Source organism: Streptomyces sp. NPDC048353, assembly GCF_055587165.1.
On the sequence record NZ_JBVJGU010000006.1, the window covers coordinates 284,901 to 309,963 of the forward strand.

The following is a 25,063-nucleotide window of genomic DNA, read 5'->3' on the forward strand; positions in this document are numbered from 1 at the left end:
CATCCTTGCCCCGGAGACCACCCGGATTCGAGGATTCCTCTCGTCGAGATTGACAGGTCCATGGCGGTCACCTCCGTCACCGGGCCACCGATCCCGCCCTACGGTCCCGCCCACCCAGCGGGCCCCCACTCCCCCACCGGAGGATGCAGTGAACCTCAAGCGCCTGTCCCCCCTCGGCGGCGTCGCGAAGGGCGCACGGCTGATCGCCGTGACCTCCGCGCTCCTGGCCGCATCAGCGCTTGCCATGCCCAGCTCGTCCGCGGCGACGACCGGGGAGACCCGGGCCACCACCGCCGAACTCACCGCCGTCGGCGCCGCCGTGCGCGGGGCCGACGTGCCCGGCACCGCCTGGTACACCGACCAGGCGACCGGGAAGGTCGTCCTCACCGCCGACTCCACCGTCTCCGCCGCGGAGATCGCGAAGCTCCGACAGGCGGCCGGCGAGCGCGCCGGCTCCCTGGAGATCAAGCGCACGCCGGGCACCCTGAACAAGCTGATCGCCGGCGGCCAGGCCATCTACGCGGGCGGCGGGCGCTGCTCGCTCGGCTTCAACGTCCGCAGCGGCTCGACGTACTACGCCCTGACGGCCGGCCACTGCACCAACATCGGCAGCACCTGGTACACCAACTCGGCCAACACCACCGTCCTCGGCACCCGGACGGGCTCCAGCTTCCCGACCAACGACTACGGCATCATCCGGCACTCCAACGCGTCGGCGGCGGACGGCCGGGTCTACCTCTACAACGGCAGCTACCGCGACATCACCGGCGCGGGCAACGCCTATGTGGGCCAGTCCGTGCAGCGCAGCGGCAGCACCACCGGCCTGCGGAGCGGTACGGTCACGGGCCTCAACGCCACCGTCAACTACGGCAACGGCGACATCGTCTACGGCATGATCCAGACCAACGTCTGCGCCGAGCCCGGCGACAGCGGTGGCGCCCTGTTCTCCGGCAGCACCGCCCTCGGGCTCACCTCCGGCGGCAGCGGCAACTGCTCCAGCGGCGGGACCACGTTCTTCCAGCCGGTGACCGAGGCCCTCGGCGCGTACGGCGTGAGCGTCTTCTAACGCGACAAGCCGACCCCGCCGCACCGGCGGCGCCGGAACCGTGCAGGGCCCGGCGGACCTCATGGCTCCGGCGCTCGACGCACCAGTTCTCGCGGGCACTTCGGGCCGGCGGTCCCTTCGGGGCCGCCGGCCCTTCGCGTACCCCGCGCACCCCCGTGGCCCGCGCTGAGGCCACGGAGGTGATCTTCGTTTGGCCGGGGACGTCCGGAACGCTTGACGGGGAGCCGCCCTGCCCGCCGGGTTACTTGGGCATGAGGACGGTGTCGACGATGTAGACGGTGGCGTTGGCGGTGGGGACGTTGCCGCAGACGACCTGGGAGGTGTCGTTGACGGTGTAGTCCTCGCCGGAGCCCTTGGTGGTGAGCGTGCCCGTCTGAAGGGTCTCGAAGGAGCCGTTCTCGAGCTGCTGGGGGGTCAGCTTCCGTCCGACGACGTGGTAAGTGAGGATCTTCGTCAGCATGTCCTTGTCGGCGAGGACCTTGTCGAGGTCGGCCTTGGGGATCTTGGCGAAGGCGTCGTTCGTGGGTGCGAACACGGTGATGTCCTGGGCGTTGTTCAGGGTGTCGACCAGGCCTGCCTGCTTGACCGCGGAGACCAGGGTGGACAGGGCCGGGTTGTGGGAGGCGGCGGTGGCCACCGGGTCCTTGGCCATGCCGTCGAACGAACCCGCGCCGTCCGCGGGAACCGAGGCGCACGCCGGACCGAAGGGCCCGGCGGCGGCCGTGCCGGCTTCGATGGAGGGCGTTCCGGGCGCCGCGGACGAGGCCTCGGGGCCCGCCTCGGACGCGGTGTCCGTGCCGGAGTCGGTGCAGGCGGCCAGGGAGAAGGGGAGGAGAGCCGCCGCGGCGACGGCGACGGCGGTACGGCGGAGACGGAGAGCGTGCATGGGTCGAACCCCTCTGGGTGGTGGCGCGGTGAGGGAGCGGCACGACCACCCCGGCCGGACGTGGCGATGCGCTCCGGCCGCGGTGCGCGGGGGCTCGTGCTCGTCCCCTCCGCTGCCGCGGCTCTGTTGTCGGAGGTGTTTCGGAGCCGACGGCGTGACGGATGGGTCCGGATCCGCATCGGCGGTCGGCGCGTGAGGGCGGGGCCCGCGGGGGCGGTCAGTCCAGGTCCCGCGCGTGGCGGAAGCGGGCGAGCGCGTCGCCGAGGCTCACCAGGGGTTCGGGGTAGTCGAGTGCCGATCGTTCCGGATGCGGGAGCTTCCACGGTTCGTGGACGAACCGGGTCTCCAGATCGGCGAGTTCGGGCACCCACCGGCGGACGTAGGCCCCCGCGGGGTCGTACCTCCTGGCCTGCAGGACCGGGTTGAGGATCCGGTTGGGCCGGGTGTCCGTGCCGGTGCCCGCGGCCCACTGCCAGTTCAGCTGGTTGTTGGCGAGGTCGCCGTCGACGAGGAGGTCGAGGAAGTGCCGCGCTCCCGCCCGCCAGTCGACGTAGAGCGTCTTCGTCAGGAAGGACGCGGCGAGCAGTCGGGCCCGGTTGTGCATCCAGCCCTCGTGGGCGAGCTGCCGCATGGCGGCGTCCACCACCGGATAGCCGGTCCGGCCCTCGCGCCACGCCCGCAGGTCCTCCTCGGCGTCCGCGCCGCGCCGCCAGCGGTCGTGCCGGGTCCGGTAGTCCTCGGTGGCGACCTCCGGCCGCGCGGACAGCACCTGATAGTGGAAGTCGCGCCAGCACAGCTGTCGTACGAACGCCTCGGCGCCCGCTCCTCCCCTCGCGCGGGCCCGGTGCAGCGCCTCCGTCGCCGACACGGCGCCGAAGTGCAGGTAGGGCGAGAGGCGCGAGGTCGCGTCCCCCGCGAGGTCGTCGTGGCGCGCTTCGTACGCGTCGGAGTGACGAGCGAGCCAGGCCGTCATCCGTCGGCGGCCCTCCCGCTCGCCGCCTGTGGCCAGCCCCTCGGAGACGGACGGCACGGCGGAGCGCTCGGGCAGCCCGTCGGAGCGCACCGCGTCCGGCACGCGGACCGAGCGGGGGGCCGTGAGCGGGGTGCGCAGCCGTTCCGCCGCCCAGCGGCGGTAGTACGGGGTGAAGACGGCGAAGTGCTCCGAGCCGAGCGGGGTCACCGCACCGGGCGGCAGCGCCGTGATCACGCCCGCGTGGACGCGCAGACGGCGTCCGTCGGCCTCCAGGGCCCGCCGCAGCCGCTCCTCCCGGTGGTGGGCGAAGCCGCTGCACCCGGCCGCCAGGTGGACCTCGTCCGCGTCGGCTTCCCGGGCCACGGCGAGGACCTGGTCCACGGTGTCGCCGGAGCGCACCACGAGGCGGCCGCCCCGCTCCCGCAGACCGGCGTCGAGGTCGGCCAGGCAGTCGGCGAGGAAGGCGAGCCGGTTGGGCGCGGCGAAGCCGGCCCGGTCCACGGCCGGGTCGCGGACGAACAGCGGGACGATCTCGTCCGACCTGTCCAGGGCGGCCCGCAGCGGGGGGTGGTCGTGGAGCCGGAGGTCGGAGGTGAAGACGACGACGGAAGCGTTCACGAGGTCCCTCCCGACGGCCGTCGCGCGGACGAGGGCCCGGAGGCGGTCCCGGGCGTGGTCGCGGGCTCCGGTGTGGCGGCGGGGTCGGTCGCGGCGCGCGTTCCGGGGCCGCCCTTCTCCGCCGTACGGGTGATGCTGCGGGCCATTCCGCCGAAGACGACGGCGTGGAAGGGTGCCACGCTCCACCAGTAGAGCTGTCCGGCCAGTCCGCGGGGGTGGAAGAGGGCCCGCTGGCGGTAGCGGGTGCGGCCGGCGTCGTCCTGCTCGGCGTACATCTCCAGCCAGGCGAGGCCGGGGAGCCGCACCTCCGCCCGCAGCCGGAGCAGGCTGCCCCGCTCGATCTCCTCGACCCGCCAGAAGTCGAGCGCGTCGCCGACCCTGAGCCGTTCGGCGTCCCGGCGGCCGCGGCGCAGGCCGACACCGCCGAGGAGCCGGTCGAACCAGCCGCGTACCGCCCAGGCGAGCGGGAAGGAGTACCAGCCGTTCTCTCCGCCCACGCCCTCGATGACCCGCCAGAGCGACTGCGGGTCCGCCGCGACCGTCCGTTCGCGTTCGTCGGTGTACAGGCTGCCGCCCGCCCAGTCGGGGTCGGTGGGCAGCGGGTCGCTGGGCGCGCCGGGGAGGGAGGCGGAGGACCAGCGGGTGGTGACCTGGGCGTCCCGGACGCGCTGGAGGGCGAGGGAGAGCGCGCGGTCGAAGGAGATCGGGGTCCCGGGCGGGTCGGGGACGTGGGCGGTGATGTCGTGTTCGGCGCAGACGACTTCGTACCGCAGCGATTCCGCGAGCGGGCGGGCGAGGGCGGCGGGGACGGGGGTGACGAGCCCGATCCACTGGCTGGACAGGCCGGGGGTGAGCATGGGGACGGGCAGGATCAGCCGCTGCCGCAGGCCCGCGACCTGCGCGTAGCGGAACATCATCTCGCGGTACGTGAGGATGTCGGGGCCGCCGATGTCGAAGGCGCGGTTGACGTCGTCCGGCATGCGGGCGCTGCCGACGAGGTAGCGCAGGACGTCGCGGACCGCGATGGGCTGGACGCGGCTCGCCACCCAGCTGGGTGTCACCATCACGGGGAGCCGTTCGGTGAGGTAGCGGAGCATCTCGAAAGAGGCCGAACCGGAGCCGATGACGACGGCGGCGCGCAGCACGGTGGTGGGCACGCCCGACTCCAGGAGGATCCGGCCCACCTCGGCCCGCGACCGCAGGTGGGGCGAGAGCTCCGGGTCGGGGATGTCCCGCGGGGTGAGGCCGCCGAGGTAGACGATGCGGCGGACGCCGGCGGCGCGGGCCTCCCGGGCGAGGATGTGCGCCGCGCGGCGGTCGGTCGCCTCGAAGTCCCGTCCGGAGCTCATGGAGTGCACCAGGTAGTAGGCCACGTCCACGTCCCGCAGGGCCGGGCGCAGGCTCTCGGCGTCGGTGACGTCACCGCCCACCACCTCCGCCCGGCCGGCCCAGGGGTGGTCGCGGAGGTTGGCGGGCTTACGGGCGAGACAGCGGACCTGGTGGCCGGCGTCGAGCAGTTCGGGAACGAGGCGGCCGCCGATGTAGCCGCCGGCTCCGGTGACCAGGCATCGCAGGCCGTCGGGTGCGGTGGTGGGGTGCGTCGCCATACGAGGGGGGCTCCGTTCCGGCCGGGGAGGACACTGTCGCGACGGATGTCGCCCGTGTCGCGCGGGCACTACGTCGATTGTTCTCCGCTCGGGGCGCCGACGGACGCGGCGAGCCGCTTCTCTAGGCCGAACGCGTGGCCGGTACGGAGCCGGGGGGCGGCCCGTGCCGGAGCGGAACCGGTACCGGACCAATCCGCGAGGGCGGCGGCGCCGAATGAGCCCCGGTACCCGCGTACGTGAAGGAGGATCGCCCGGTGAGAGAGAACGCGCGCGTGGGCGGCGGCCCCGCTCCCCGTCCGGAGCCGGGGCCGCCGCGCGCGGACCTGCGAGAGCTCATGGCGCGTGTCGCCCGCGGGGACCAGGAGGCGTTCGCCGGTGTCTTCGACGCCGTCTCCGGGCCGGTCCTCGGTGTGGTGCGTGCGGTGCTGCGCGATCCCGCCCAGTCGGAGGAGGTCACGCAGGAGGTCATGGTCGACGTCTGGCGCACGGCGGCCCGATACCGGCCCGACCGGGGGTCGGTGCTGAACTGGGCGCTCACCCTGGCGCACCGGCGGGCGGTCGACCGGGTGCGGTCCGAACAGGCGGCCACGGACCGCGCCCGGAGGGTCGCGCTCCTCGAGCACACCCCGGCCTACGACGAGGTGGCCGAGGAGGTGGAGAACCGGCTCGACCGGGAGCGCGTACGGCGCTGCCTGCGCGGTCTCACCGAACGCCAGCGCCAGTCGGTGACCCTCGCCTACTACCGGGGCCTGACCTATCGCGAGGTCGCGGAGCTGATGGGGCTGCCGCTCGGCACCGTCAAGACGCGGATGCGGGACGGGCTGATCCGGCTGCGCGACTGCCTGGGTGTCGCCGCGTGAACGCCGCCGACCTCCACACGATGACCGGGGCCTATGTCCTCGACGCGCTCGACACGGACGAGGAGCGTGAGGCCGTCGAGCGGCACCTGGCGCATTGCGCGTCCTGCGCCCACGAGGTCCGCGAGCTGTCCGAGACGGCCGCGCGGCTGGGGCTCGCCGTCGCCGAGCCGGTCGGCCCGGAGCTGCGCGCGGACGTGTTGCGCCGGATCACCACCGTGCGTCAGTTCCCACCCGCGACGGAGTCCTCCGCCCGTACCGCCCGTACCCTGCGCGGCCTGCGGCGGCTGCCGGGCTGGGCCCTCGCCGCGTCTCTCGTCGGGGCAGTCGCCCTCGGGGGTGTGGCGGCCCTGCAGTACGAGCGGGCCGAGGACGCCCGGCGGGCGGCGCACCAGGCCCGGGCGGAGACGGCGGACGTGGCCGCCGTCCTGGCGGCGCCGGACGCGCGGGTCACCACGGCGCGCCTGCGGGGCGGCGCGGTGGGGACGGTGGTGTACGCGCCGTCGGCGAACCGTGCCGTGTTCGCCGCCGCGGACCTGCCGGAGCCGCCGGACGGGAAGGTGTACCAGCTCTGGTTCGACGACCGGGGGGTGATGCGTCCGGCGGGCCTGCTGCCCTCGGGGTCCGCTGCCTCGGCCACGCTGCTCACCGGCGTGGTGGACCGCGCCACGGCCGTCGGCCTCACGCTGGAGCCCGCGGGCGGTTCGCCCCGGCCGACCTCCGCGCCCGTCGCGGTCCTGGCGCTGCCCGTGGCGTGACGCGGGGGGGGCCGGTACAGGAGGCCGCGGGCGGCTCAGGCGGCCTGGGTCAGTTCGGCGCGGCCGAAGAGCAGGCCGTACCCCGGCGGGAGCTGGGCGAGGACGCGGTCGAGGAGGTCACGGCCGGCGAGGTCGGCGACCACGTTGAGGACGGCGCCGGTGTCCCATCGTGCGGTGGCGGGCGTGCCGCCGACGCGCTCGGCGAGGTCCTTGACGAAGCCCCAGCCGGTGAGGGGGGCGGTCGTGGGGATCTGGCAGGTGAAGGCGCGGGCGGCCTCCAGGGGCAGGCGGGCCGCGAGGTCGACGCGTTCGTCGCCCGTGATCTGCCGACCGAGGGCGGCCAGGACCGCGCGCACGGTCTCCTCGGCCCGCTCCCGGGTGGGGTAGGCGCCTTCGTAGCGCACGCGTTCCAGCATCCGGTCGAACGTCATGGCAGGCGCGGCCGGGCGCTGCGGGGTCTGTTCCGACAGGGTCAGCATGGAAGGAGGGCTGCCTTTCTCATCGTGGTGGACGCGTGTGCGGGGGCCGGGCGGTGGCTTGCCCGGCCCGGGGCGCGCGGAGGACGGGAGCGGGCCGGGGGGACGGCCCGCGAAGGGGAGGAATCGCGGTCGTCCGTCCTCCGCGCGGGGGGCAGTTCAGCTGCTGATCTGCTTGCGGTCGGATCCGGCGCCGACGGTGATCCGGCGCGTCTTGGCGCGTTCGGCGATCGGGATCCGCAGGGTCAGCACGCCCGCGTCGTAGTCGGCGGTGATCCGCTCCGTGTCCAGGGTGTCGGCCAGCATCAGCTGGCGGGAGAAGACACCGAGGGGCCGCTCGGAGAGCTCCATCTGCACGTCGTCGGCGCGCGTGACCGGCCGGCGCTCGGCCTTCACGGTCAGCATGTTCCGTTCGACGTCGACGTCGATCGCATCGCTCGACACCCCGGGCAGGTCCAGGGCGATGACGTACTCGTCCCCTTCGCGATACGCGTCCATCGGCATGGGCGAGGGCTTGGACCAGGTGCCGGTCGCGCCCAGAAGCTGCTGGGTGAGCCGGTCGAGCTCGCGGAACGGGTCGGTGCGCATCAACATCGCGAAACACCTCCAGTTGGTTCGGGCAGAAACTGCCAATGCGCTTCACCTGACACCGTTGTAACATGTCATCGGAACGATGACAACTGCGATGTCATCGGAAGGGTGACACCGGACGAAGGAGTCTGATCCCATGACCGCAGCCGACCGGCCTCGACGGGCCGGCCCCGCCGACCCGTCCTTCCTCGCCGCCTCGGCCGCCCTCTCCGCGATCGACGAGGCCGTCCGCTCGACCCGGGCCGCGGGGCCGGCGGATGCCCCGGAGGCGACTCAGGGCAGCTCCGCCGAGGAGGCACTGGCCGCCCTGCTGCTCCTGCGCGAGCTGCGGGAACGGCTCGCCGGCTGGGAGCCGACCCTGATCGAGGCGGCCCGCGAGGCGGGCGCCAGCTGGGCCGAACTGGCTCACCCCCTCGGTGTCGCCAGCCGCCAGGCGGCCGAGCGCCGCTATCTCCGGGTGCGCCCCGGCGCGGAGGGGACGACGGGCGAGCAGCGCGTCCAGGCGACCCGCGACCGCCGCGCCGCGGACCGGTCGGTGACCGCCTGGGCACGGGGCAACGCCGCCGATCTGCGGCGTCTCGCCGGCCAGATCACGACGCTCGGCGACCTCCCGGCCGCCTCGGACGCGCCGGTCGCCCGCCTCTCCGAAGCCCTCGGCGACGACGACGCGGCCGCCTTGGTCCGCCCCCTGATCGACACCCACCGCCACCTCGAAGCGGCCCACCCTGACCTCGCCGCCCGCGTGGACACCATCACCCGCCACACCGACCGCCTGCGCGGGACCAACGGCCGCACCCCCGAGGGCTCCTGACGGCGCACCTTCGGAGGACCACCCGATCCGCGCCTCTCGGAAGCGGGTGGGAGAGCCTCCGCACCGCCCGGTCAAGCCCGTGGCACGGGAGGACGAGCAGGTGTCGAGAGGCCCAGGCGCCCGCCTAGAACCGGCGCCACCTCCCAGGCGTTCAGGCCGTGGCCAGTGGGCCCGTACGACACAGTTCGGCCTAACCCGGCGCGCCGTGGGATAGCGGCGCTCGTAGCGTCGAATCGACGGTCGACCGATCGCGAGGAGGCCAGGATGAACCGACGCGCCGCTGTCGCCGGCATCGCCTTGGCCGTCGGGACGCTCGTCCCGACGGCAGGGATCGCGCACGCCCAAGACCTGGATTGCAGGGACTTCGCGTTTCAGGAGGATGCCCAAGCCGAGTTCAATCGGGACCCGAGCGATCCGCACCGGCTCGACGAGGACCGGGGCACCGACGACGGGATCGCCTGCGAAGTGCTTCCGCGCAGGAGTACCGCTGCCGTACCGGTGCCCCTTCCGACATCTGCCCGGCCGACGGTGATGCCCTCACGGGGAGCTCAGGGCGGTGTGGGCGGAACCTACGGCCCTACCGATGTAGAGACCGCTGTCGGCCTCGGTCTCGCCGTCATGTCCGCGGCAGGCCTTGGCTACGCATTGCATCGGCGCCGCGTCCGGGCCGGTTCCTGACGCTGGCGGCGCCTTGACCTGTGTGCCGGTGCGGGAAGAGACGAGCCGCGTACCGGGCGGATGTCGAAGGGGCATCGGTACGGCGGCGGCACATCGTGGAGGAATGCGACAGGGGCCCGGCTGGTGCCGGGCCCCTGACTGCTCGTAGCGGGGGCGGGATTCGAACCGCGCGACCTCTGGGTTATGAGCCCAGCGAGCTACCTAGCTGCTCCACCCCGCGTCGGTGACGCCAGCGTACTCGGTGGCACCGGCGGGGCGCTGAGCATTTCCCGCGGGTCAGCCGCGGACGATGTTCTCGGCCTGCGGGCCCTTCTGGCCCTGGGTGATGTCGAAGGTGACCGTCTCGCCCTCGACGAGCTCCCGGTAGCCGTTGCCGGAGATGTTGGAGTAGTGGGCGAAGACGTCCGGTCCCCCGCCGTCCTGGGCGATGAAACCGAAGCCCTTCTCGGCGTTGAACCACTTCACGGTGCCGCTGGCCATACTGCGTTCCTTCAGATCTTGCCGGGGGTCCCGGCCGGGTCGAGTAGCGGGGCCCTCCCCGAAGAGAGGGCGCCCGGCACCCGTTCTACCCCGTCCCGGCCCGGTCATTCGATCAGACAGGGCCGAATGTCTGGGGGGTGTCACCGCCCCCATGGCATCCGGCCCGCCGACCCGCCTGCCGGCCGTCGCGGGCTCGGGCCGAGGCCGGGGTCAGCGGCGTTCGAAGAGGTCGGCCTCAGCCGGGAGCGAGGAGAGAGAGCGCCGCGCCTTCGACGTCGCCGCCGGGGCCTTCTTGCCGCAGAAGGCGGCCTCCAGCGTTCCGCCGAGCGCCGTGTTGGCCGAGCCCCGGTTCGACGTGTTCGCCATCGCGGAGAGCGCGCGCCGGCCGTCGCGGGTGGCGAAGGCGTAGGTGTAGAAGCCCTGGACGGTGCCGGTGTGGCCGTACACCTGGGTGCCGCAGGACAGGTCGTAGCGGCGCAGGCCGAGTCCGTAGAAGCGGGTGTTGGTGGCGTCGGTCGGGGTGACCGTGGTCATCGCGTCCAATGTCCGGGGCGAGAGCAGCCTGCCCCGCATCAGCGCGGTCGTGAAGGTGTTCAGGTCCGCCGGGTCGGAGATGACGGCGCCGGCCGACTGGGCCCAGGAGACCGTCTGTTCCGTGGAGTCGACGAGCGGTCCGCCCTCCTCGTCGGGGTGGAGGTAACCGCGGACGTGCGGGCCCTTGATGCGCGTCTCGGGGTGGACGTAGGAGGTGTGGCGCAGCTTCAGCGGCTTGATGATACGGCGCTCGTACTGCTTGGCGACCGAGGTGCCCGAGGCGTCCTCGATGAGCATGCCGACGACGACGAAGTTGGCGTTGGAGTACTTGTACGACACGCCCGGTTCGGTCGTGCGGGGCTCGGCGAGCGAGAGGTCGACCAGCTCCTGATAGGTGAAGACGCGGTTGCGTACGACTTCGAAGCCGGGCACGGTCTTGGCGAACATCGCGTCGGTGTAGTCGGCCAGGCCGCTGCGGTGGGTCAGCAGGTGACGGACGGTGATGCGGTCGTCGGGCAGCAGTCCGGGGAGGTAGCGGTTGACCGGCGCGTCGAGCTCCAGTCTGCCCTCGTCGACCAGTTGGAGCAGGACGACGCTGGAGAAGGTCTTGCTGACGCTGCCGATCCGGAAGCGCGCCCGAGTATCCATCGGTGCGCCGGAGACGCGGTCGCGGACTCCGGCCGTCCGCGTGCGGACGCCGTCGGGACCGGTGAAGCGGGCCATCGCGCCGGGGGCGCCGTTGGCCATGGCGGCGGTCAGGGCCGCGGACACGCCGTCCATGTCGGGAGCGGGAGTCGCGGGGACGGCAGGGGCGGCAGGGGTGGTGGGGGCCGCCGGTGCCGCGGAGGCGGCTGTGGCGGGGGCGAGACCGCCGACGATCACGGCGATCAGGGTGGCGCTCAGGGCAAGACGTCGGCGCGGCGACAGGGGCACGTGACTTCCTCGGCTTCTTCCTCGGCTCATGGCTCCGGCACACGGGTCGGGTGTGCCGTCGGGTCCCGGGCGGAGCGAGCACGGCGCGCCGTTCACGGGACTCATGGAGCATGAGTGCCAACGCGCCGCGTTGGTTCCTGTCACGGGGCACGCGTCTGCCACCGATGCGACGGAGCGTCAGGTTCCGGTCGGACGGCGCGGCATGAGGAGGCCGAAGGGGCGCGGCATGAGGAGGCCGAAGGCGGGGGCGAGGACGGGCCCGTACGCCCTTACGGGCACATGAGGGACCGCCCCGGCGAGCGGGGCGGTCGAAGGACCTAGGTGAGAAAGCGGATCTCGGGCGGGCGGTCTCAGGCGCGGCCCGCGGCCTTCTGGCTCCGGCGGGAGAGCGAGTCGACGACCACGGCGGCCAGCAGCACCGATCCGGTGATCATGAACTGGACGGCGTTGCTGACGCCCATGATGTTCATCCCGGACTGGATGGAGCCGATCACCAGGGCTCCGAGCAGCGCGGACCAGACCGAACCGCGGCCGCCGAAGAGACTGGTGCCGCCGATGACGGCCGCGGCGATGACGTTCATCAGCAGGTTGCCGCCGCCGGAGGTCTGGCTCGCGGACTGGATCTGCCCGGCGAGGAAGAGGCCGCCGACCGCCGCCATGGCGCCGGAGATCGAGAAGACGCTCATCCGCACGAACGCGACGCTGATGCCGGCCCGTCGCGCGCCCTCGATGTTGCCGCCCACGGCGAAGACGCGCCGCCCGTAGGTCGTACGGCGCAGCACGAAGTCGAGCACCACCAGCAGGATCAGGAAGATCAGCAGGGCGAGCGGGAGACCCTGGTACTGGTTGAGGATGTAGGCGGTGGCGAAGGCGATCGCCGCGAGGACGACCGTACGCAGCGCTATCTCCGCGACCGGCCGGAACGGCACCTGGGCGGCCCTGCGGCGGTTGGCGTCCAGCAGGGAGGCGGCCAGGAAGAGGCCGACGCCCACGGCCGCGGTGATGTAGGCGGCGGCCGGGCTGTGGAAGATGGTCGAGTAGAGCCGGGTGACGATGCTCTCGGCGGGGATGTTGACGGTGCCGCTGGTGCCGAGCACCTGCAGCATCAGCCCGTTCCAGGCGAGGTTGCCCGCCAGAGTGACGACGAACGCGGGCACACCGACCTTCGCGAAGAAGAAGCCCTGGATCAGGCCGACGGCGGCTCCGCCCGCCACGGCGACGAGGAGCGCCAGCCACTCGTTCATGCCGTTGAGGACGTTGAGGACGGCGAACAGCGCGGCACACAGGCCGCTGACCGAGCCGACGGAGAGGTCGATCTCGCCGAGCAGCAGCACGAAGACGATCCCGACGGCGATCATGCCGGTGCCGACGATCTGCTGGCTGAGGTCGGAGAGGTTCTGGGCGGAGAGGAAGGCGCTGTTCAGGCTGCCGAAGACCGTCCAGATGACGATGACCGCGATGACCACGGGGAGGGACCCGAGTTCACCGCTGCGCAGCTTGCGGCGGAACTCCCCGAGGTAGCCCCGCACTCCCTCCTCGCGGACGAGCAGCCGGCTGTCGACGGCGGGCATCGCGTCGCGCGCCGGCTCCTGGGCGGAGACGTCGTCAGGGCCTCGGTCGCGGCTCATCGGTCCTCCTCCCGCTTCCGCGCCTGGCGGCGGGTGACGGCGCTGTCGGAGGCACCGGTGATGGCGGAGATGATCTCCTCGGTGGTGGTGGAGCGCTTGTCGAAGAAGCCGTTGTTGCGGCCGAGGCGCATGACCGCGATCCGGTCGGCGACGGCCATGACGTCGACCATGTTGTGGCTGATCAGGATGGTGCCGAGGCCGCGGTCGCGCAGTCGCTCGACCAGGTCGAGGACCTCCGCGGTCTGTTCCACGCCGAGGGCGGCGGTGGGCTCGTCCAGGATGACGACCTTGGGCTCGCCGATGAGGGAGCGGGCGATGGCCACGGTCTGGCGCTGGCCGCCGGAGAGGGAGGCGACGGGGATGCGGACGCTGGGGATGCGGATGGAGAGCGTGGCGAGCAGTTCGCGGGAGCGCTTGTCCATGCTCACCTCGTCCAGTACGCCGAAGCGGCGCAGTTCACGGCCGAGGTAGAGGTTGCCCACCACGTCCAGGTTGTCGCAGAGCGCCAGGTCCTGGTAGACGGTCGCGATGCCGAGGTGCTGGGCGTCGTGCGGCCTGTTGATGGCGACCGGGCGGCCCTCCCAGGTGATGACGCCCTCGTCGGGCGGGTTCACGCCGGCGATCGCCTTGACGGCGGTCGACTTGCCGGCGCCGTTGTCGCCGACGAGCGCGACGACCTCGCCGGGGTGGACCTCCAGGTCGAAGCCGGACAGCGCCTGCACCGCGCCGAACCGCTTGGAGATGCCCCGGAGGGTGAGCACGGGTGGCTCCGGCATCGGAACCGCCTCCTCCCGTTCGCCCCCGTCACCGCCCGCCGGACCGGCGTTCCGCTGCCCGGGCGGGACGCCGCACAGGCGTCCTGCCGGCGGCGTACCGCCGGTCGGGCGGGCGGTGTCTCGTGGTTACTGGAGACCGGCTTCCTTGCAGGCCGCGGCGTAGGCCGGGGTGCAGATCTCCTGGACGGTGTACATGCCGTCCTTGACGACCGTGTCCTTGATGTTGTCCTTGTCGACCACGATCGGTGTCAGGAGGTTGGCCGGGACCTTCTGTCCGCTGCCGCTGGTGACGGTGGTGGGCGTCAGGTCGGCGGGGATCGGCTTGCCCTCCGCGAGGTTGACGGCCATCGTCGCGGCGATGTCGGCCTCCGGCTTGTACGGCTTCTCGACCGTGATCGTCTGGGTGCCGAGGAGGATCCGCTGGACGGCGTCGAGCTGGGCGTCCTGGCCGGTCAGCGGCACGTTCATGCCGGCCGCCTTGAGGGCGGTGGCGATGCCGGCGGCGAGACCGTCGTTGGCCGAGTAGACGCCGACGATGTTCTCCTTGCCCAGCGAGCTGATGGCGCCCGACATCTGCTGGTTGGCGTTGTTCGGGTCCCAGTTAGGGGTGTCGTACTCCTTGCCGATCTTCACCTTGCCGTCGAGGACCGAGTGGGCGCCGGCCTTGAACTCGGCGGCGTTCGGGTCGGTCGGCGAGCCGTTGTGCATCACGATCTGGCCGCTCCCGGCCTTGTCGCCGAGCGCGTCGAGCAGGGCCTGGCCCTGCAGCTCGCCCACCTTGCGGTTGTCGTACGAGACGTAGGCGTCGACGGGGCCCTGGGCGAGGCGGTCGTACGCCACGACCTTCACGCCCGCGTCATGGGCCTTCTGCACGGAGGACTGGATCGACTTGGCGTCGACGGCGTCCAGGATCAGCACCTTGTCGCCCTTGGCGAGCGCGGTGTTGACCTGCTGTTGCTGGGTCGTGGCGCTCTCGGCCGCGTTGTAGTAGTCGATCTGCGCGTCGGGGGCCAGTTCCTTGATCTTCTGCTCGATGTACGGCCGGTCGAACTTCTCGTACCGCGTCGTCTTGCTCTCCGGCAGCAGCAGCCCGATCTTCACCTCGCCCTGCGCCGCGCTGTCCGCCGCCGACGAGGATGCGCCGGTGGTCGCGACCGCGCCCAGGGACAGGGCCACGGCTCCGGCGAGGGCTATCGCCCCGCGCAATGTACGGGTCATGGGAGGCTCCTCTCGTACGCCCCCTTCCCTCGGACGAGCGCGGGAACGAGGTTGCACATATCGCCTATATATCGACATTAGCGGCAAGCCGGGGACCGGCAAGCGGGTGAACCGCCGGGGCGCGGCGGCCGGACGCCGCCGGGCGGCCCCGGGGGCCGTCCGGGCATACGCCCGTCGATACGGGACGAGAAGGTCAGGGCACGGAGGAGACGCCCCCTTCCCGGCGGGCGACGGAAGGCCTCGCGAGGCCGGGCGGCGACGGAGGTCGGCGCGCACCCGGGCTTCGGCGGCGACGCCAGGCGCGGGGTGGGCCGGGTGCGGCGGCCGGGTATGGCGGAGCAGCCGCATGTGGGGCCGGGCGGCTCGGGCCCGGCCGTCGCGGGCCGTCGCGTATGAGGCCGGGCGGGTGGGGCCCGGCCGTCGCGGGCCGTCGGGTATGAGGCCGGGAGGGCAGGGCCCGGCCAGCCGTCGCGGGCCTTCGGGGGTAGGCGGTGTCAGTAGCGCTGTGCCTTGGTCAGCCGGGGGGTGAGCGGGGGCGAGGCGGGCTCGCGGCTGGTGACCAGGAGTTGGGCGCGGCCCCCGGGGGCGAGGTCCTCGGTGCCGACGAACTGGGTCTCGACGACCTTGCCGGAGGCGTCGAGGAAGTCGACCTGGGCGGCGTAGGAGGCCTCCGCCCGCGTCTTGTTGGTGACCGAGACGAGGACGGCGAGGCGTCCGCCCGTCTCGGCGCGCGGCTTGCCCGTCATCCCGACCTCGTTCAGGGCGTTGCCTCGGCCGTCGACGTCCTTCAAGGCGTTCTGGGCCGCCTGGCGGGACTGCTCGATGTCCGTCCCGATGGAGGCCTTGCGGGAGGCCTCGCGGGCGGATGCCGACGCCGCGGCGGAGGAGGCCGACTCCCGGGCCTCGGCGGCGGCGGACTCGGCCGCGGAGGCGAGCGCGGAGGGCGGTTCGCCGGCGAAGGACTCCTGGTCGGGGGGTGTGGCCCCGTCGCTGACCGACGAGCTGCCGCCCGAGTCGTCGTCCGAGCCGCACGAGACGAGGGCGGTGGCGGAGAGGGCCGCCAGGACGACCGCCGACGCGGCGCTCGCCGCGCGGGCGCGGACGGGATGCTTCCTGCGGAATGAGGGGGTCACGCGGCTCGTCCTTCTGTCGGGGGGCGTAGGGCGATCGGGGGCCGGCGCGGGAGCGGGCCGGGCGCCGCCGGGCGGCCCGGCACCGTCCCGGTCATGCTCCCCCGGAGTCCCGCCGGCCGCGAGACGAGCGGGTACGACCGTGGGAGCGGGGCGCAGGAGCCCCGTACACACCGAGACATGACAGGCGCTCCGCCCCGCGTGGGCAGGGGGTGCTCCCCCACGGCCTTCCGCCCCCACGCGGCCAGGGGATGCCCACGGCCTTCCACCCCCGCGCGCTCAGAGGGTGTCCACGGCCTTCCGCCCCCGGGCCGGTCAGGGGGTGTCCGCAGCCTTCCGCCCCCAGGCCGGTCAGCGGGCGCCCCCCACGGGCATCCGCGCCTCTCAGCGGGCGCTCTCCGCGGGCTTTCGGCCCCAGGCGGTGAGCATGCCGGCCGACAGGGCGGCGCACTCCTCGGAGTCCAGGTAGCGGATCGCCGCGTCGACGGCGGCGTCGTCGACCAGGGCGGTGGCGACCATCGCCGTTCTGCTCCGCTCCCAGGTGTCCGCCCAGAAGCGGCTGATGGGGCTGCCCGGCACCAGCGGCGGCACATGGATCTCGGCGGCGACGGACCCGAGCCCCGCCGCCCGCAGCAGGTCCGGGTAGGACGGAACCCAGGTGACGTCCGTGCCGATGGTGTCCCGCAGCCCCCGCCACATCGCCCGCATCATCGCGGCGTACGGCGTGCCGGCCGGCCTGCCGCCCGGCGGGTCACCCGTGCGGTCGCTCGTCAGGTCCACCGCGTCGCTGAGCATCAGCACACCGCCGGGCTCGACGAGTTCGGCGAGGCGGGTGATCAGCCGCTCCCGCTCGGGCAGGTGCATCAGCACGAACCGCGCGTGGACCAGGCGGAACCGGCCCGGCGTGAAGTCCGGGGCGGTGATGTCGGCCTCCAGCACGTCGAGCCCGGGTGCGGGCCGCGCGCCGAGGAAGCGTACGTCGCGGTCGACGGCGAGCACGTGCGCGGCCCCGGCCTCCTCCAGCAGCCAGCGGGAGACCGTCCCCGTGCCGGCGCCGACGTCGAGGCAGCGCCAGCCCGGGCCGACGCCGAGGGCGCGGAGGCGTGCCCGGGTGAGGTCGTCGTAGGCGAGGGCGCCGAAGTCGATGCGCTCGGCCTCGCCCGCCTGGCCGGGGCGGAAGACGGCCTCGCCGTAGCGCCCGCCGTCCGGGGTGTCCGGGCCGGCCGCACCCCCGGGAGCGCCCCCGCCGGGCCCGGCGCCGTGGGGCGCCGAGCCGTGCGGTGCGGCGGTCACGGCGTCGCCGTCGTGCCGCCGGGGGCGCCGGCCGGGACGGGCCGCCGTCGTCGGGCGGCGCGGGACCGGAACAGCGGGTCGTCGGACTGCGGGTCGTCGGACAGTCTCATGGCCGGACCTCTCCAGGCGGGGGCGGCGGTGCCGGGCGGCCCGTCCCGCGGCCGCCGTCCGCCCATCCTGCATCGCGCGTCCGCTTCAGGCGCGCCGTGCCTGAGGCGGAGAGCGCGCCGTGCGGCCGAAAGGGGCGTCCGACGACCCGTACGGGTAGTCGGACGCCCCTTTCGGCCGAGCCGGTGTCCGGTGCCAGATGTCCGTCGGGATCAGACCGCCGGGGCCGGGAAGGTCGGGTACTCGACTCCGGAGACGTGCTGGACGACCCGGATGACCTGGCAGGAGTAGCCGAACTCGTTGTCGTACCAGAGGTAGAGGATGGCGTTGTCGCCGTCCACCTTGGTGGCGCCCGCGTCGACGATCGAGGCGTGCCGCGAGCCGACGAAGTCCATGGAGACCGCGTCGGGGGCCGTGGTGAAGTCGATCTGACGCTTGAGCGGCGAGTGCAGCGAGACGTCGCGGAGGTACTCCAGGACCTCGTCGCGGGTGGTCTCGCGGCCCAGGCGCAGGCTCAGGATGGCGATCGAGACGTCCGGGACGGGGACGCGGATCGAGCTGCCGGTGATGGGCGCCTTCAGGTCGGGCAGCGCCTTGGCGACGGCGGAGGCGGCACCGGTCTCGGTGATCACCATGTTCAGCGGCGCCGAGCGGCCGCGACGGTCGGCCTTGTGGTAGTTGTCCAGCAGGTTCTGGTCGTTCGTGAACGAGTGGACGGTCTCCACGTGACCGCGCAGAACGCCGTACTCGTCGTCCATGGCCTTCAGCGGCGGGACGATCGCGTTCGTGGTGCACGAGGCGCAGGACAGGACCCGCTCGTCCGGCTTGATGGTGTCGTGATTGACGCCGTGGACGATGTTGGGCACGTCGCCCTTGCCGGGGGCCGTCAGGACGACCTTGTCCACGCCGGGGCGCAGGTGCTTGGAGAGGCCCGCGCGGTCGCGCCACTTGCCCGTGTTGTCGATGAGGATGGCGTCCTTGATGCCGTACGCCGTGTAGTCGACCTCGGAGGGGTCGTTGGCGTAGATCACCTTGATCGCGTTGCCGTTGGCGACGATCGTGCTGGTCGCCTCGTCGACGGTGATGGTGCCCTGGAACTGGCCGTGGATGGAGTCACGGCGCAGCAGCGAGGCCCGCTTGACGATGTCCTGGTCGCCGCCCTGGCGGACGACGATGGCGCGCAGGCGCAGACCGTTGCCCGAGCCGGCCTTCTCGATGAGGAGGCGGGCGACGAGGCGGCCGATGCGGCCGAAGCCGTAGAGGACGACGTCGCGTCCGTCGCGGCGCTCGATCTTGTTGGCGCCCGTGGCACCGGCGACGGCCTCGGCGGTGAACTCGGCGACCGTCAGACCGCGGTCGTCGGTCTTGTACGTCGCGGCGAGCATGCCGATGTCGATCTGGGAGGGGCCGAGGTCCAGCGCGGTGAGGGCCTGGAGGAACGGCAGGGTCTCGGTGACCGAGAGTTCCTCACCGGCGATCTGCCGAGCGAATCGGTGGGTCTTGAGAATGCTGACCACCGACTTGTTCACCAGGGAGCGGCTGTGGAGGAGGACGGTCACGTCCTGCTCGCGGTGCAGCTTCCCGATGATGGGGATCATCGACTCCGCGATCTCCTCGCGGTGCTTCCAGTTGGTGAACGAGTCGTCATTGACAGTCACAGGCTTATCTTTCGAGCTAGGCGGCGCTCATATGCTAACCCGGCTGTCGTTTGATCTTTCAAGGGGGCCTGGGGAACGGCCCCTCGGGACCCCACTCGGGCCTCTACCGGCGCCGCGCCAGAGCCTCCCGGCCGGAGACCGGTCGCTCGCGGCACCTCCCGCGGTACGCACGATCGTCAGGGGAATAGGCGATCGAAAGACGTCGTTACGGCGTTGTGCGGTCATCGCCGCCGTCGGTGACCCGAGCTTTCTCGGCTGCCCTTCGGGAATCGCCATGATCCGTGCCAGAGCCCTCACCCTCGCCCTCCTCGCCGCGGCCCTCGCCGCGCTGATGGGATGCTCCGTCCTCGGCAGCCGTGCGACGGCGCCTTCCCCCGCGCCCGGGACGACGTCCCCGGCCCCGGCGGCTCCCAGCCCCTCCCTTCCGTCGGCGGTCACTCCGCCCGACGCCCCGCCCGCGGACCCCGTCGCGGCGGCGCCGACCCCGGATCCCGCCGAGCGGACACGGCCGTCCCGGCTCTCCCTGCCCGCGATCGGCATCGAGGACCTGCGGGTCGTGCCGTACGAGGGGACGACCGACGACACGCCGGGCACCCGGATTCAGGACCGCGGCGTCGCCGCCAGCCCGTACGGCAAGGGCGGCGGGGTCGGCCCCGGGGAGGTCGGCAACTTCCTGGTGACGGCCCACCGGCTCTCGGCGGGAGGGCCGCTGCGGGACCTCCCCGAGGTGAAGAAGGGCGACTCGGTCTCCGTCAGGGCGGCGGACGGCACGGTGTACACGTACGAGATCGTCGAGACCCGGCAGACGTCCTTCCGGTCCGAGCGCTCCCTCGCCGAGCAACGGGCGGCGGTTCCGGGCGAGCCGGGCGTGAAGCCCACCAAGGCCATGATCACGATATCCACCTGCGCGACGCCGGAGGACGACGCGGCGGGCAACTTCTGGCGCGACGAGAACGGCAACCCCGAGCACCGCATCGACAAGATCGGCGTTCTGACCTCCACCCGGCCGGCCGCGTCCTGAGCCCCTTCCCCCCTCTCCTCCCAGCCACGGTCTCCTGGCCTCCCACCCTCCTCCGAAGTTCCTCCCGCCGACGTGGCGACCGTCACATTCGGCATAGAAGACGGCCCGCCGGATAGGTGCCCAGCCGCGAAGGCGCCTCCCGACGGCGCTGACCTGGAGGAACGAGAACATGCCCGAACTCTTCATCGACGGAAGCTGGCAGTCCGCGCTCGACGGGCGCACCCGTGAGATCCGGTGTCCCGCCGACGGCGGGCTGGTCGCCGTCGTCGACGAGGCCAGCGGCAAGGACACCGTCGAGGCCATCGCGGCCGCGCGCCGCGCCTTCGACGAGGGCCCGTGGCCCACCACCCCCGCCGCGGATCGCGGTGACCTGCTGCTGCGCGTGGCGGACCTCCTCGCCCGGGACAAGGAGGCGCTTGCCCGCGCCGAGTCCCTCGACACCGGCAAGCGACTGGTGGAGAGCGCGTACGACATCGACGACATCGTCAACTGCTTCCGCTACTTCGGACGGCTCGCCGCCGCCGAGGCGGGACGCGTGATCGACACGGGTACGGCGGGCGCCGACAGCCGGGTCGTATACGAGCCGGTCGGGGTCTGCGGGCTGATCACGCCGTGGAACTATCCGCTGCTCCAGACCGCGTGGAAGGTGGCGCCGGCGCTCGCCGCGGGCAACACCTTCGTGCTGAAGCCGAGCGAACTCACCCCGCACACCGCGATCCACCTGATGCGGCTGCTCGCCGAGGCGGGACTGCCGGACGGGGTCGCCAACCTGGTCCTCGGCGCCGGCCCGGAGGCGGGAGCGCCGCTCGCCGACCATCCCGACGTCGACCTGGTCTCCTTCACCGGCGGTCTGCAGACCGGCCGCCGGCTGATGGCGGCGGCCGCCGGGACGGTCAAGAAGGTGGCCCTGGAGCTGGGCGGCAAGAACCCGAACATCGTCTTCGCCGACGCCGATTTCGAGGCGGCCGTGGACATGGCGCTGACGGCGGTCTTCCTGCATTCGGGCCAGGTCTGCTCGGCGGGCGCCCGGCTGCTCGTCGAGGACTCGCTGCACGACCGGTTCGTCGACGAACTCGTCCGCAGGGCACAGGAGATCAGGCTCGGCGGCCCGTTCGACGAGGACGCGCGGACGGGGCCGCTGATCTCCGCCGCCCACCGCGCCAAGGTCGAGGCGTACGTCGAGCGGGGCATCGCCGAGGGCGCGGTGCTGCGCTGCGGCGGGGCCCGGCCGGAAGGCCCCGCGTACGACGAGGGGTACTACTACCTGCCGACCGTCCTCGACGCCTGCCGGAGCGAGATGTCGGTGGTGCGGGAGGAGTCCTTCGGGCCGGTGCTGACCGTGGAGCGGTTCGCCGACGGTGACGAGGACGCGGCCGTACGGCTCGCGAACGACACGATCTACGGTCTCGCGGGCGCGGTCTGGACGAGCGACGAGGGCAAGGCCCGGCGCATGGCGGCACGCCTGCGCCTGGGAACCGTATGGATCAACGACTACCACCCCTATGTGCCGCAGGCCGAGTGGGGCGGTTTCAAGCAGTCCGGCACCGGGCGGGAGCTCGGTCCGGCCGGCCTGGCGGAGTACCGCGAGACCAAGCACATCTGGCGCAACACCGCACCCGAGCCGCAGGGCTGGTTCGCCTGACCCCGTGAGACGCGGGGCCGGTTCGTGAACCACAGGGCTGGTTCGCCACACCTCGACCGGCCCCGCGCCGCGCTCTCGCCGGTCCCCCGCCCCTTCGTCGCCAGTCCTTCGTCAGTCCTTCGCCAGTCCCTCGCCTGACCGCATCGCTACTGCCCAGGAGTCGACCCATGGCCACTGCCCCGCCGTCCCCGCCGGGTGACGACGCCGAGCTGACCGAGTTCGGGTACCGCCCCGAACTCAAGCGGACGCTCGGCAACTTCCACACCTTCGCCGCCGGGATCTCGTACATCTCGATCCTCACCGGCACCTTCCAGCTCTTCTACTTCGGCTTCGCCAGCGGCGGGCCCGCCTACTGGTGGTCCTGGCCGATGGTCTTCGCCGGGCAGTTCATGGTCGCGCTCTGCTTCGCGGAGCTGGCCGCGCGCTATCCCGTGGCCGGCTCCATCTACAACTGGGCGAAGAAGGTGGGGAACGGGCACGTCGGCTGGCTGGCCGGCTGGATGATGCTCATCGCCTCGGTCGTCTCGATCGCCGCCGTCGCCCTCGCCTACCAACTGACGCTTCCGCAGATCTCCTCCTTCTTCCAGTTCGTGGGAGACGGCACCGGGACGTACGACGTGGCGACCAACGCGGTGCTCCTCGCCGCCGTGCTCATCCTCTTCACCACGGTCGTCAACGCCTTCGGCGTGAAGCTGATGGCGAGGATCAACACCGCCGGGGTCTTCCTCGAACTGATCGCCACGGTCGTGCTGATCGTGCTGCTCGCCATCAACGTCGTCCGCGGCCCGCAGGTCGTCACCGAGACCGCCGGCACCGGCTCCGGCCAGCCGTTCGGCTATCTCGGGGCGTTCCTGATCGCCTCGCTCGCCTCGGCGTACGTGATGTACGGCTTCGACACCGCTGCCTCGCTCGGCGAGGAGTCGCTCGACCCGTCGCGCAACGCCCCGCGCGCCATCATCCGGGCGATCGTCGCCTCCTTCGTCCTCGGCGGACTGATCCTCATCCTCGCGCTGATGAGCGTGTCGAACCTGCGGGGCGAGAAGCTGTCCTCCGACGGACTGCAGTACGTCGTCCTCGACGTCCTCGGCCCGACGGCCGGCAAGGCCATGCTGTGGTGCGTCCTGATCGCGGTCACCGTCTGCGCGCTCGCGGTGCACACGGCGGCGGTCCGGCTCGCCTTCGCCATGGCGCGGGACAACAACCTGCCCGCGTCCTCGCGACTGGCGAAGGTCAGCCCGCGGTTCGGCACCCCGATCCTGCCGACCGTCATCATCGGCGTGCTCGCGCTGGCGATCCTGCTGGTCAACATCCGTCAGCCGCAGATCTTCACCGTCGTCACCAGCATCGGCATCGTGATGATCTACGTGGCCTACCTGCTGGTGACCGTGCCGATGCTGGTGGCCCGGCTGCGCGGCCGGTGGAAGCCGGCCGAGGGCCGGTTCTCGCTGGGCCGCTGGGGCGTCCCGGTGAACATCCTCGCCGTGCTGTGGGGCGGCGCGATGACCCTGAACCTCATCTGGCCGCGCGCGGCCGTCTACAACGCCGCCGCCCCGTTCCACTGGTACCTGCGCTGGGGCGCGGTGCTGTTCGTCGGCGCGATCGCGCTGGGCGGCTTCGCCTACTACTGGTTCGTACAGCGGCACCGTACCGGCGTCCTCGCCGAGCACGCCGCCGAAGCGGCCCCCGCGGCCGCCGCAGCGAAGGAGACCATCCCCTCATGACCGAAGCACGCACAGCGACCGAGGCGGCCGACGAGGTCTTCGACTACGTCGTGGTCGGCGGCGGCACGGCGGGCAACGTCGTGGCCGCCCGGCTCAGCGAGGACCCGTCCGTGAGGGTCTGCGTCCTCGAGGCGGGCCCCAGCGACGTCGGCGACGACAACGTCCTCAAGCTGGACCGGTGGATGGGCCTGCTGGACTCCGGCTACGACTGGGACTATCCGGTCGAGCCGCAGGCCAGCGGCAACAGCTTCATGCGGCACGCCCGCGCCAAGGTGCTCGGCGGCTGCTCCTCCCACAACTCCTGCATCGCCTTCTGGGCGCCGGCGGAGGATCTGGACGACTGGGAGCGGGGCGGCTGTACGGGCTGGAGCGCGGCGGACCTGTTCCCGCTGTACCGGCGCCTGGAGAACAACGACGCCCCCGGGGACCACCACGGGCGGACCGGTCCGGTGAAGCTCCGCACGCTCAAGGGCGGCGACCCGTGCGGCGAGGCGCTGCTGAAGGCGTGTGACCAGGCCGGCATCCCGACGACGCCCTTCAACACCGGCCGTACGGTGACGCGCGGCGCCAACTGGTTCCAGATCAACTCCGACGAGAACAACGTCCGCCAGTCCTCCTCGGTGGCGTATCTGCACCCGATCATGGGCAAGCGCCCCAACCTGGAGATCCGGACCGGGGTGCGGGCCAAGAAGCTGGTCCTCGAAGGGCGCCGCTGCGTGGGCGCCGAGTACCTGGACCCGGATCTCGTCCACACCCGGCGGGTCCGGGCGCGGCGCGAGGTCGTGGTGTCGTGCGGCTCCATCGACACGCCGAAGCTGCTGATGCTCTCCGGCATCGGGCCCGCCGAGCATCTGCGGGAGGTGGGCGTGGAGGTCGTGGTGGACTCCGCCGGGGTCGGCGAGAACCTCCAGGACCATCCCGAGGGCGTCATCATGTGGGAGGCGAAGCAGCCCATGCCCACGGTGTCGAGCCAGTGGTGGGAGGCGGGCATCTTCTACGACACCGAGCCGGGCCTGGACCGGCCGGACCTGATGTTCCACTACGGCTCCGTGCCGTTCGACATGAACACCGCGCGGCACGGCTATCCGACGTCCGAGAACGCCTTCTGCCTGACGCCGAACGTCACCCGGGCCAAGTCGCGCGGCACGGTCCGGCTGCGGACCCGGGACTACCGCGACAAGCCGAAGGTCGACCCGCGGTACTTCACCCACGAGCACGACGTACGGGTGATGACGTACGGTCTCCGGCTCGCCCGCCGGATCGCCGGGCAGCCCGCGCTCGCCGGCTGGGCCGGGGCCGAACTGGCGCCCGGGCCGGACGTGCACACGGACGACGAGCTGCTCGACTACATCCACAAGACACACAACACCGTCTACCACCCCGCGTGCACGGTGAAGATGGGCGCGGACGACGATCCGCTGGCGCCCCTCGACGCGCGTCTGCGGGTCAAGGGCGTGGAGGGTCTGCGGGTGGCGGACGGGTCGGTCATGCCGGACCTCGTCACCGTCAATCCGTGCATCACGACGATGATGATCGGCGAGAAGTGCGCCGATCTGCTGCGTGAGGACGCCTGACCGGCCTCCCTCGGGTCGTGAGCTGC

General features: G+C 72.5%; 22 protein-coding genes and 1 tRNA gene. 9 read left to right on the forward strand and 14 right to left on the reverse strand.

Translation table 11 applies throughout. The features are described from left to right. The first annotated feature begins 148 nt into the window (after nucleotides 1-148). Complete coding sequence (locus ACZ6RC_RS23200) at nucleotides 149-1,066, forward strand: S1 family peptidase (RefSeq protein WP_391133657.1); 918 nt, start codon at nucleotides 149-151, stop codon at nucleotides 1,064-1,066. 241 nt (nucleotides 1,067-1,307) lie between these two features. On the opposite strand, the gene ACZ6RC_RS23205 is transcribed toward ACZ6RC_RS23200, so the two are convergent. The 3 genes from ACZ6RC_RS23205 to ACZ6RC_RS23215 all read right to left on the reverse strand — a co-directional run bounded on the left by ACZ6RC_RS23205 (nucleotide 1,308) and on the right by ACZ6RC_RS23215 (nucleotide 5,150). Beyond that, nucleotides 1,308-1,952: a fasciclin domain-containing protein gene (locus ACZ6RC_RS23205; RefSeq protein ID WP_391133672.1), complete on the reverse strand. Its 645-nt coding sequence runs from the start codon at nucleotides 1,950-1,952 to the stop codon at nucleotides 1,308-1,310. Between the two features lie 217 nt (nucleotides 1,953-2,169). After that, entirely contained in the window at nucleotides 2,170-3,543 is a 1,374-nt protein-coding gene (locus ACZ6RC_RS23210; RefSeq protein WP_469586318.1) for a cryptochrome/photolyase family protein, read from the reverse strand. Further along, entirely contained in the window at nucleotides 3,540-5,150 is a 1,611-nt protein-coding gene (locus ACZ6RC_RS23215; protein WP_469586321.1) for an SDR family oxidoreductase, read from the reverse strand. The genes ACZ6RC_RS23210 and ACZ6RC_RS23215 overlap by 4 nt, the downstream gene beginning before the upstream one ends. A 254-nt stretch (nucleotides 5,151-5,404) precedes the next feature. Here ACZ6RC_RS23215 and sigK point away from each other — a divergent pair, with 254 nt between their 5' ends. Beyond that, nucleotides 5,405-6,010, forward strand: a complete 606-nt coding sequence (gene sigK, locus ACZ6RC_RS23220; RefSeq protein ID WP_391133680.1) for an ECF RNA polymerase sigma factor SigK — start codon at nucleotides 5,405-5,407, stop codon at nucleotides 6,008-6,010. Next, complete coding sequence (locus ACZ6RC_RS23225; protein WP_469586328.1) at nucleotides 6,007-6,765, forward strand: anti-sigma factor; 759 nt, start codon at nucleotides 6,007-6,009, stop codon at nucleotides 6,763-6,765. The genes sigK and ACZ6RC_RS23225 overlap by 4 nt, the downstream gene beginning before the upstream one ends. A gap of 35 nt (nucleotides 6,766-6,800) precedes the next feature. On the opposite strand, the gene ACZ6RC_RS23230 is transcribed toward ACZ6RC_RS23225, so the two are convergent. Together ACZ6RC_RS23230 and ACZ6RC_RS23235 are read right to left on the reverse strand one after the other, a co-directional pair. Beyond that, nucleotides 6,801-7,244: a DUF2267 domain-containing protein gene (locus tag ACZ6RC_RS23230; protein WP_469586331.1), complete on the reverse strand. Its 444-nt coding sequence runs from the start codon at nucleotides 7,242-7,244 to the stop codon at nucleotides 6,801-6,803. Nucleotides 7,245-7,400: 156 nt separating this feature from the next. Continuing rightward, nucleotides 7,401-7,835 (reverse strand): Hsp20/alpha crystallin family protein, encoded by a 435-nt coding sequence (locus tag ACZ6RC_RS23235; RefSeq protein WP_469586333.1) that lies wholly within the window; start codon nucleotides 7,833-7,835, stop codon nucleotides 7,401-7,403. A 133-nt stretch (nucleotides 7,836-7,968) separates the two neighbouring features. Here ACZ6RC_RS23235 and ACZ6RC_RS23240 point away from each other — a divergent pair, with 133 nt between their 5' ends. Continuing rightward, a complete protein-coding gene (locus tag ACZ6RC_RS23240; protein ID WP_469586337.1) occupies nucleotides 7,969-8,643 on the forward strand; it encodes a type III effector protein in 675 nt (224 codons plus the stop codon). Nucleotides 8,644-8,907: 264 nt separating this feature from the next. Continuing rightward, on the forward strand, nucleotides 8,908-9,321 hold the full coding sequence (locus ACZ6RC_RS23245) for an excalibur calcium-binding protein (protein ID WP_469586340.1): 414 nt from the start codon (nucleotides 8,908-8,910) through the stop codon (nucleotides 9,319-9,321). 145 nt (nucleotides 9,322-9,466) lie between these two features. On the opposite strand, the gene ACZ6RC_RS23250 is transcribed toward ACZ6RC_RS23245, so the two are convergent. From ACZ6RC_RS23250 to ACZ6RC_RS23290, 9 genes are all read right to left on the reverse strand, one after another. Continuing rightward, nucleotides 9,467-9,541 (reverse strand) — tRNA-Met (locus ACZ6RC_RS23250). Between the two features lie 56 nt (nucleotides 9,542-9,597). Then, nucleotides 9,598-9,801: a cold-shock protein gene (locus ACZ6RC_RS23255; protein ID WP_391133698.1), complete on the reverse strand. Its 204-nt coding sequence runs from the start codon at nucleotides 9,799-9,801 to the stop codon at nucleotides 9,598-9,600. Nucleotides 9,802-10,011: 210 nt separating this feature from the next. Then, on the reverse strand, nucleotides 10,012-11,268 hold the full coding sequence (locus ACZ6RC_RS23260) for a serine hydrolase domain-containing protein (RefSeq protein WP_469586343.1): 1,257 nt from the start codon (nucleotides 11,266-11,268) through the stop codon (nucleotides 10,012-10,014). A gap of 350 nt (nucleotides 11,269-11,618) precedes the next feature. After that, complete coding sequence (locus ACZ6RC_RS23265) at nucleotides 11,619-12,896, reverse strand: sugar ABC transporter permease (protein WP_391133704.1); 1,278 nt, start codon at nucleotides 12,894-12,896, stop codon at nucleotides 11,619-11,621. Next, the gene (locus ACZ6RC_RS23270; protein ID WP_391133707.1) at nucleotides 12,893-13,672 is read right to left on the reverse strand and encodes an ATP-binding cassette domain-containing protein; all 780 of its coding nucleotides are present in this window, start codon (nucleotides 13,670-13,672) and stop codon (nucleotides 12,893-12,895) included. The genes ACZ6RC_RS23265 and ACZ6RC_RS23270 overlap by 4 nt, the downstream gene beginning before the upstream one ends. Nucleotides 13,673-13,798: 126 nt before the next feature. Next, entirely contained in the window at nucleotides 13,799-14,890 is a 1,092-nt protein-coding gene (locus tag ACZ6RC_RS23275) for a sugar ABC transporter substrate-binding protein (RefSeq protein WP_391133710.1), read from the reverse strand. Nucleotides 14,891-15,384: 494 nt separating this feature from the next. Further along, a complete protein-coding gene (locus ACZ6RC_RS23280; RefSeq protein ID WP_453617973.1) occupies nucleotides 15,385-16,023 on the reverse strand; it encodes a hypothetical protein in 639 nt (212 codons plus the stop codon). A gap of 381 nt (nucleotides 16,024-16,404) precedes the next feature. Further along, complete coding sequence (locus ACZ6RC_RS23285; protein WP_469586350.1) at nucleotides 16,405-17,313, reverse strand: methyltransferase domain-containing protein; 909 nt, start codon at nucleotides 17,311-17,313, stop codon at nucleotides 16,405-16,407. Nucleotides 17,314-17,633: 320 nt separating this feature from the next. Further along, a complete protein-coding gene (locus ACZ6RC_RS23290; RefSeq protein ID WP_391133718.1) occupies nucleotides 17,634-19,079 on the reverse strand; it encodes a glyceraldehyde-3-phosphate dehydrogenase in 1,446 nt (481 codons plus the stop codon). A gap of 274 nt (nucleotides 19,080-19,353) precedes the next feature. On the opposite strand from ACZ6RC_RS23290, the gene ACZ6RC_RS23295 reads away from it, so the two are divergent. From ACZ6RC_RS23295 to ACZ6RC_RS23310, 4 genes are all read left to right on the forward strand, one after another. Beyond that, entirely contained in the window at nucleotides 19,354-20,100 is a 747-nt protein-coding gene (locus ACZ6RC_RS23295; RefSeq protein WP_469586354.1) for a class E sortase, read from the forward strand. Between the two features lie 169 nt (nucleotides 20,101-20,269). After that, on the forward strand, nucleotides 20,270-21,742 hold the full coding sequence (locus ACZ6RC_RS23300) for an aldehyde dehydrogenase family protein (protein WP_469586357.1): 1,473 nt from the start codon (nucleotides 20,270-20,272) through the stop codon (nucleotides 21,740-21,742). A 167-nt stretch (nucleotides 21,743-21,909) separates the two neighbouring features. Next, the gene (locus ACZ6RC_RS23305) at nucleotides 21,910-23,463 is read left to right on the forward strand and encodes an APC family permease (protein WP_391133728.1); all 1,554 of its coding nucleotides are present in this window, start codon (nucleotides 21,910-21,912) and stop codon (nucleotides 23,461-23,463) included. Then, nucleotides 23,460-25,037 carry a GMC family oxidoreductase gene (locus tag ACZ6RC_RS23310; RefSeq protein WP_469586362.1) on the forward strand — a complete coding sequence of 526 codons (1,578 nt, stop codon included), beginning with the start codon at nucleotides 23,460-23,462 and terminating at the stop codon, nucleotides 25,035-25,037. The genes ACZ6RC_RS23305 and ACZ6RC_RS23310 overlap by 4 nt, the downstream gene beginning before the upstream one ends. Nucleotides 25,038-25,063 lie beyond the last annotated feature (26 nt).

Bases quoted from the DNA above. Each gene is read 5' to 3' on its own strand.
- ACZ6RC_RS23205 (WP_391133672.1), bottom strand. From the start codon at position 1,952: ATGCACGCTCTCCGTCTCCGCCGTACCGCCGTCGCCGTCGCCGCGGCG.
- ACZ6RC_RS23215 (WP_469586321.1), bottom strand. From the start codon at position 5,150: ATGGCGACGCACCCCACCACCGCACCCGACGGCCTGCGATGCCTGGTC.
- ACZ6RC_RS23230 (WP_469586331.1), bottom strand. From the start codon at position 7,244: ATGCTGACCCTGTCGGAACAGACCCCGCAGCGCCCGGCCGCGCCTGCC.
- ACZ6RC_RS23235 (WP_469586333.1), bottom strand. From the start codon at position 7,835: ATGTTGATGCGCACCGACCCGTTCCGCGAGCTCGACCGGCTCACCCAG.
- ACZ6RC_RS23240 (WP_469586337.1), top strand. From the start codon at position 7,969: ATGACCGCAGCCGACCGGCCTCGACGGGCCGGCCCCGCCGACCCGTCC.
- ACZ6RC_RS23245 (WP_469586340.1), top strand. From the start codon at position 8,908: ATGAACCGACGCGCCGCTGTCGCCGGCATCGCCTTGGCCGTCGGGACG.
- ACZ6RC_RS23255 (WP_391133698.1), bottom strand. From the start codon at position 9,801: ATGGCCAGCGGCACCGTGAAGTGGTTCAACGCCGAGAAGGGCTTCGGT.
- ACZ6RC_RS23265 (WP_391133704.1), bottom strand. From the start codon at position 12,896: ATGAGCCGCGACCGAGGCCCTGACGACGTCTCCGCCCAGGAGCCGGCG.
- ACZ6RC_RS23270 (WP_391133707.1), bottom strand. From the start codon at position 13,672: ATGCCGGAGCCACCCGTGCTCACCCTCCGGGGCATCTCCAAGCGGTTC.
- ACZ6RC_RS23275 (WP_391133710.1), bottom strand. From the start codon at position 14,890: ATGACCCGTACATTGCGCGGGGCGATAGCCCTCGCCGGAGCCGTGGCC.
- ACZ6RC_RS23295 (WP_469586354.1), top strand. From the start codon at position 19,354: ATGATCCGTGCCAGAGCCCTCACCCTCGCCCTCCTCGCCGCGGCCCTC.
- ACZ6RC_RS23300 (WP_469586357.1), top strand. From the start codon at position 20,270: ATGCCCGAACTCTTCATCGACGGAAGCTGGCAGTCCGCGCTCGACGGG.
- ACZ6RC_RS23305 (WP_391133728.1), top strand. From the start codon at position 21,910: ATGGCCACTGCCCCGCCGTCCCCGCCGGGTGACGACGCCGAGCTGACC.
- ACZ6RC_RS23310 (WP_469586362.1), top strand. From the start codon at position 23,460: ATGACCGAAGCACGCACAGCGACCGAGGCGGCCGACGAGGTCTTCGAC.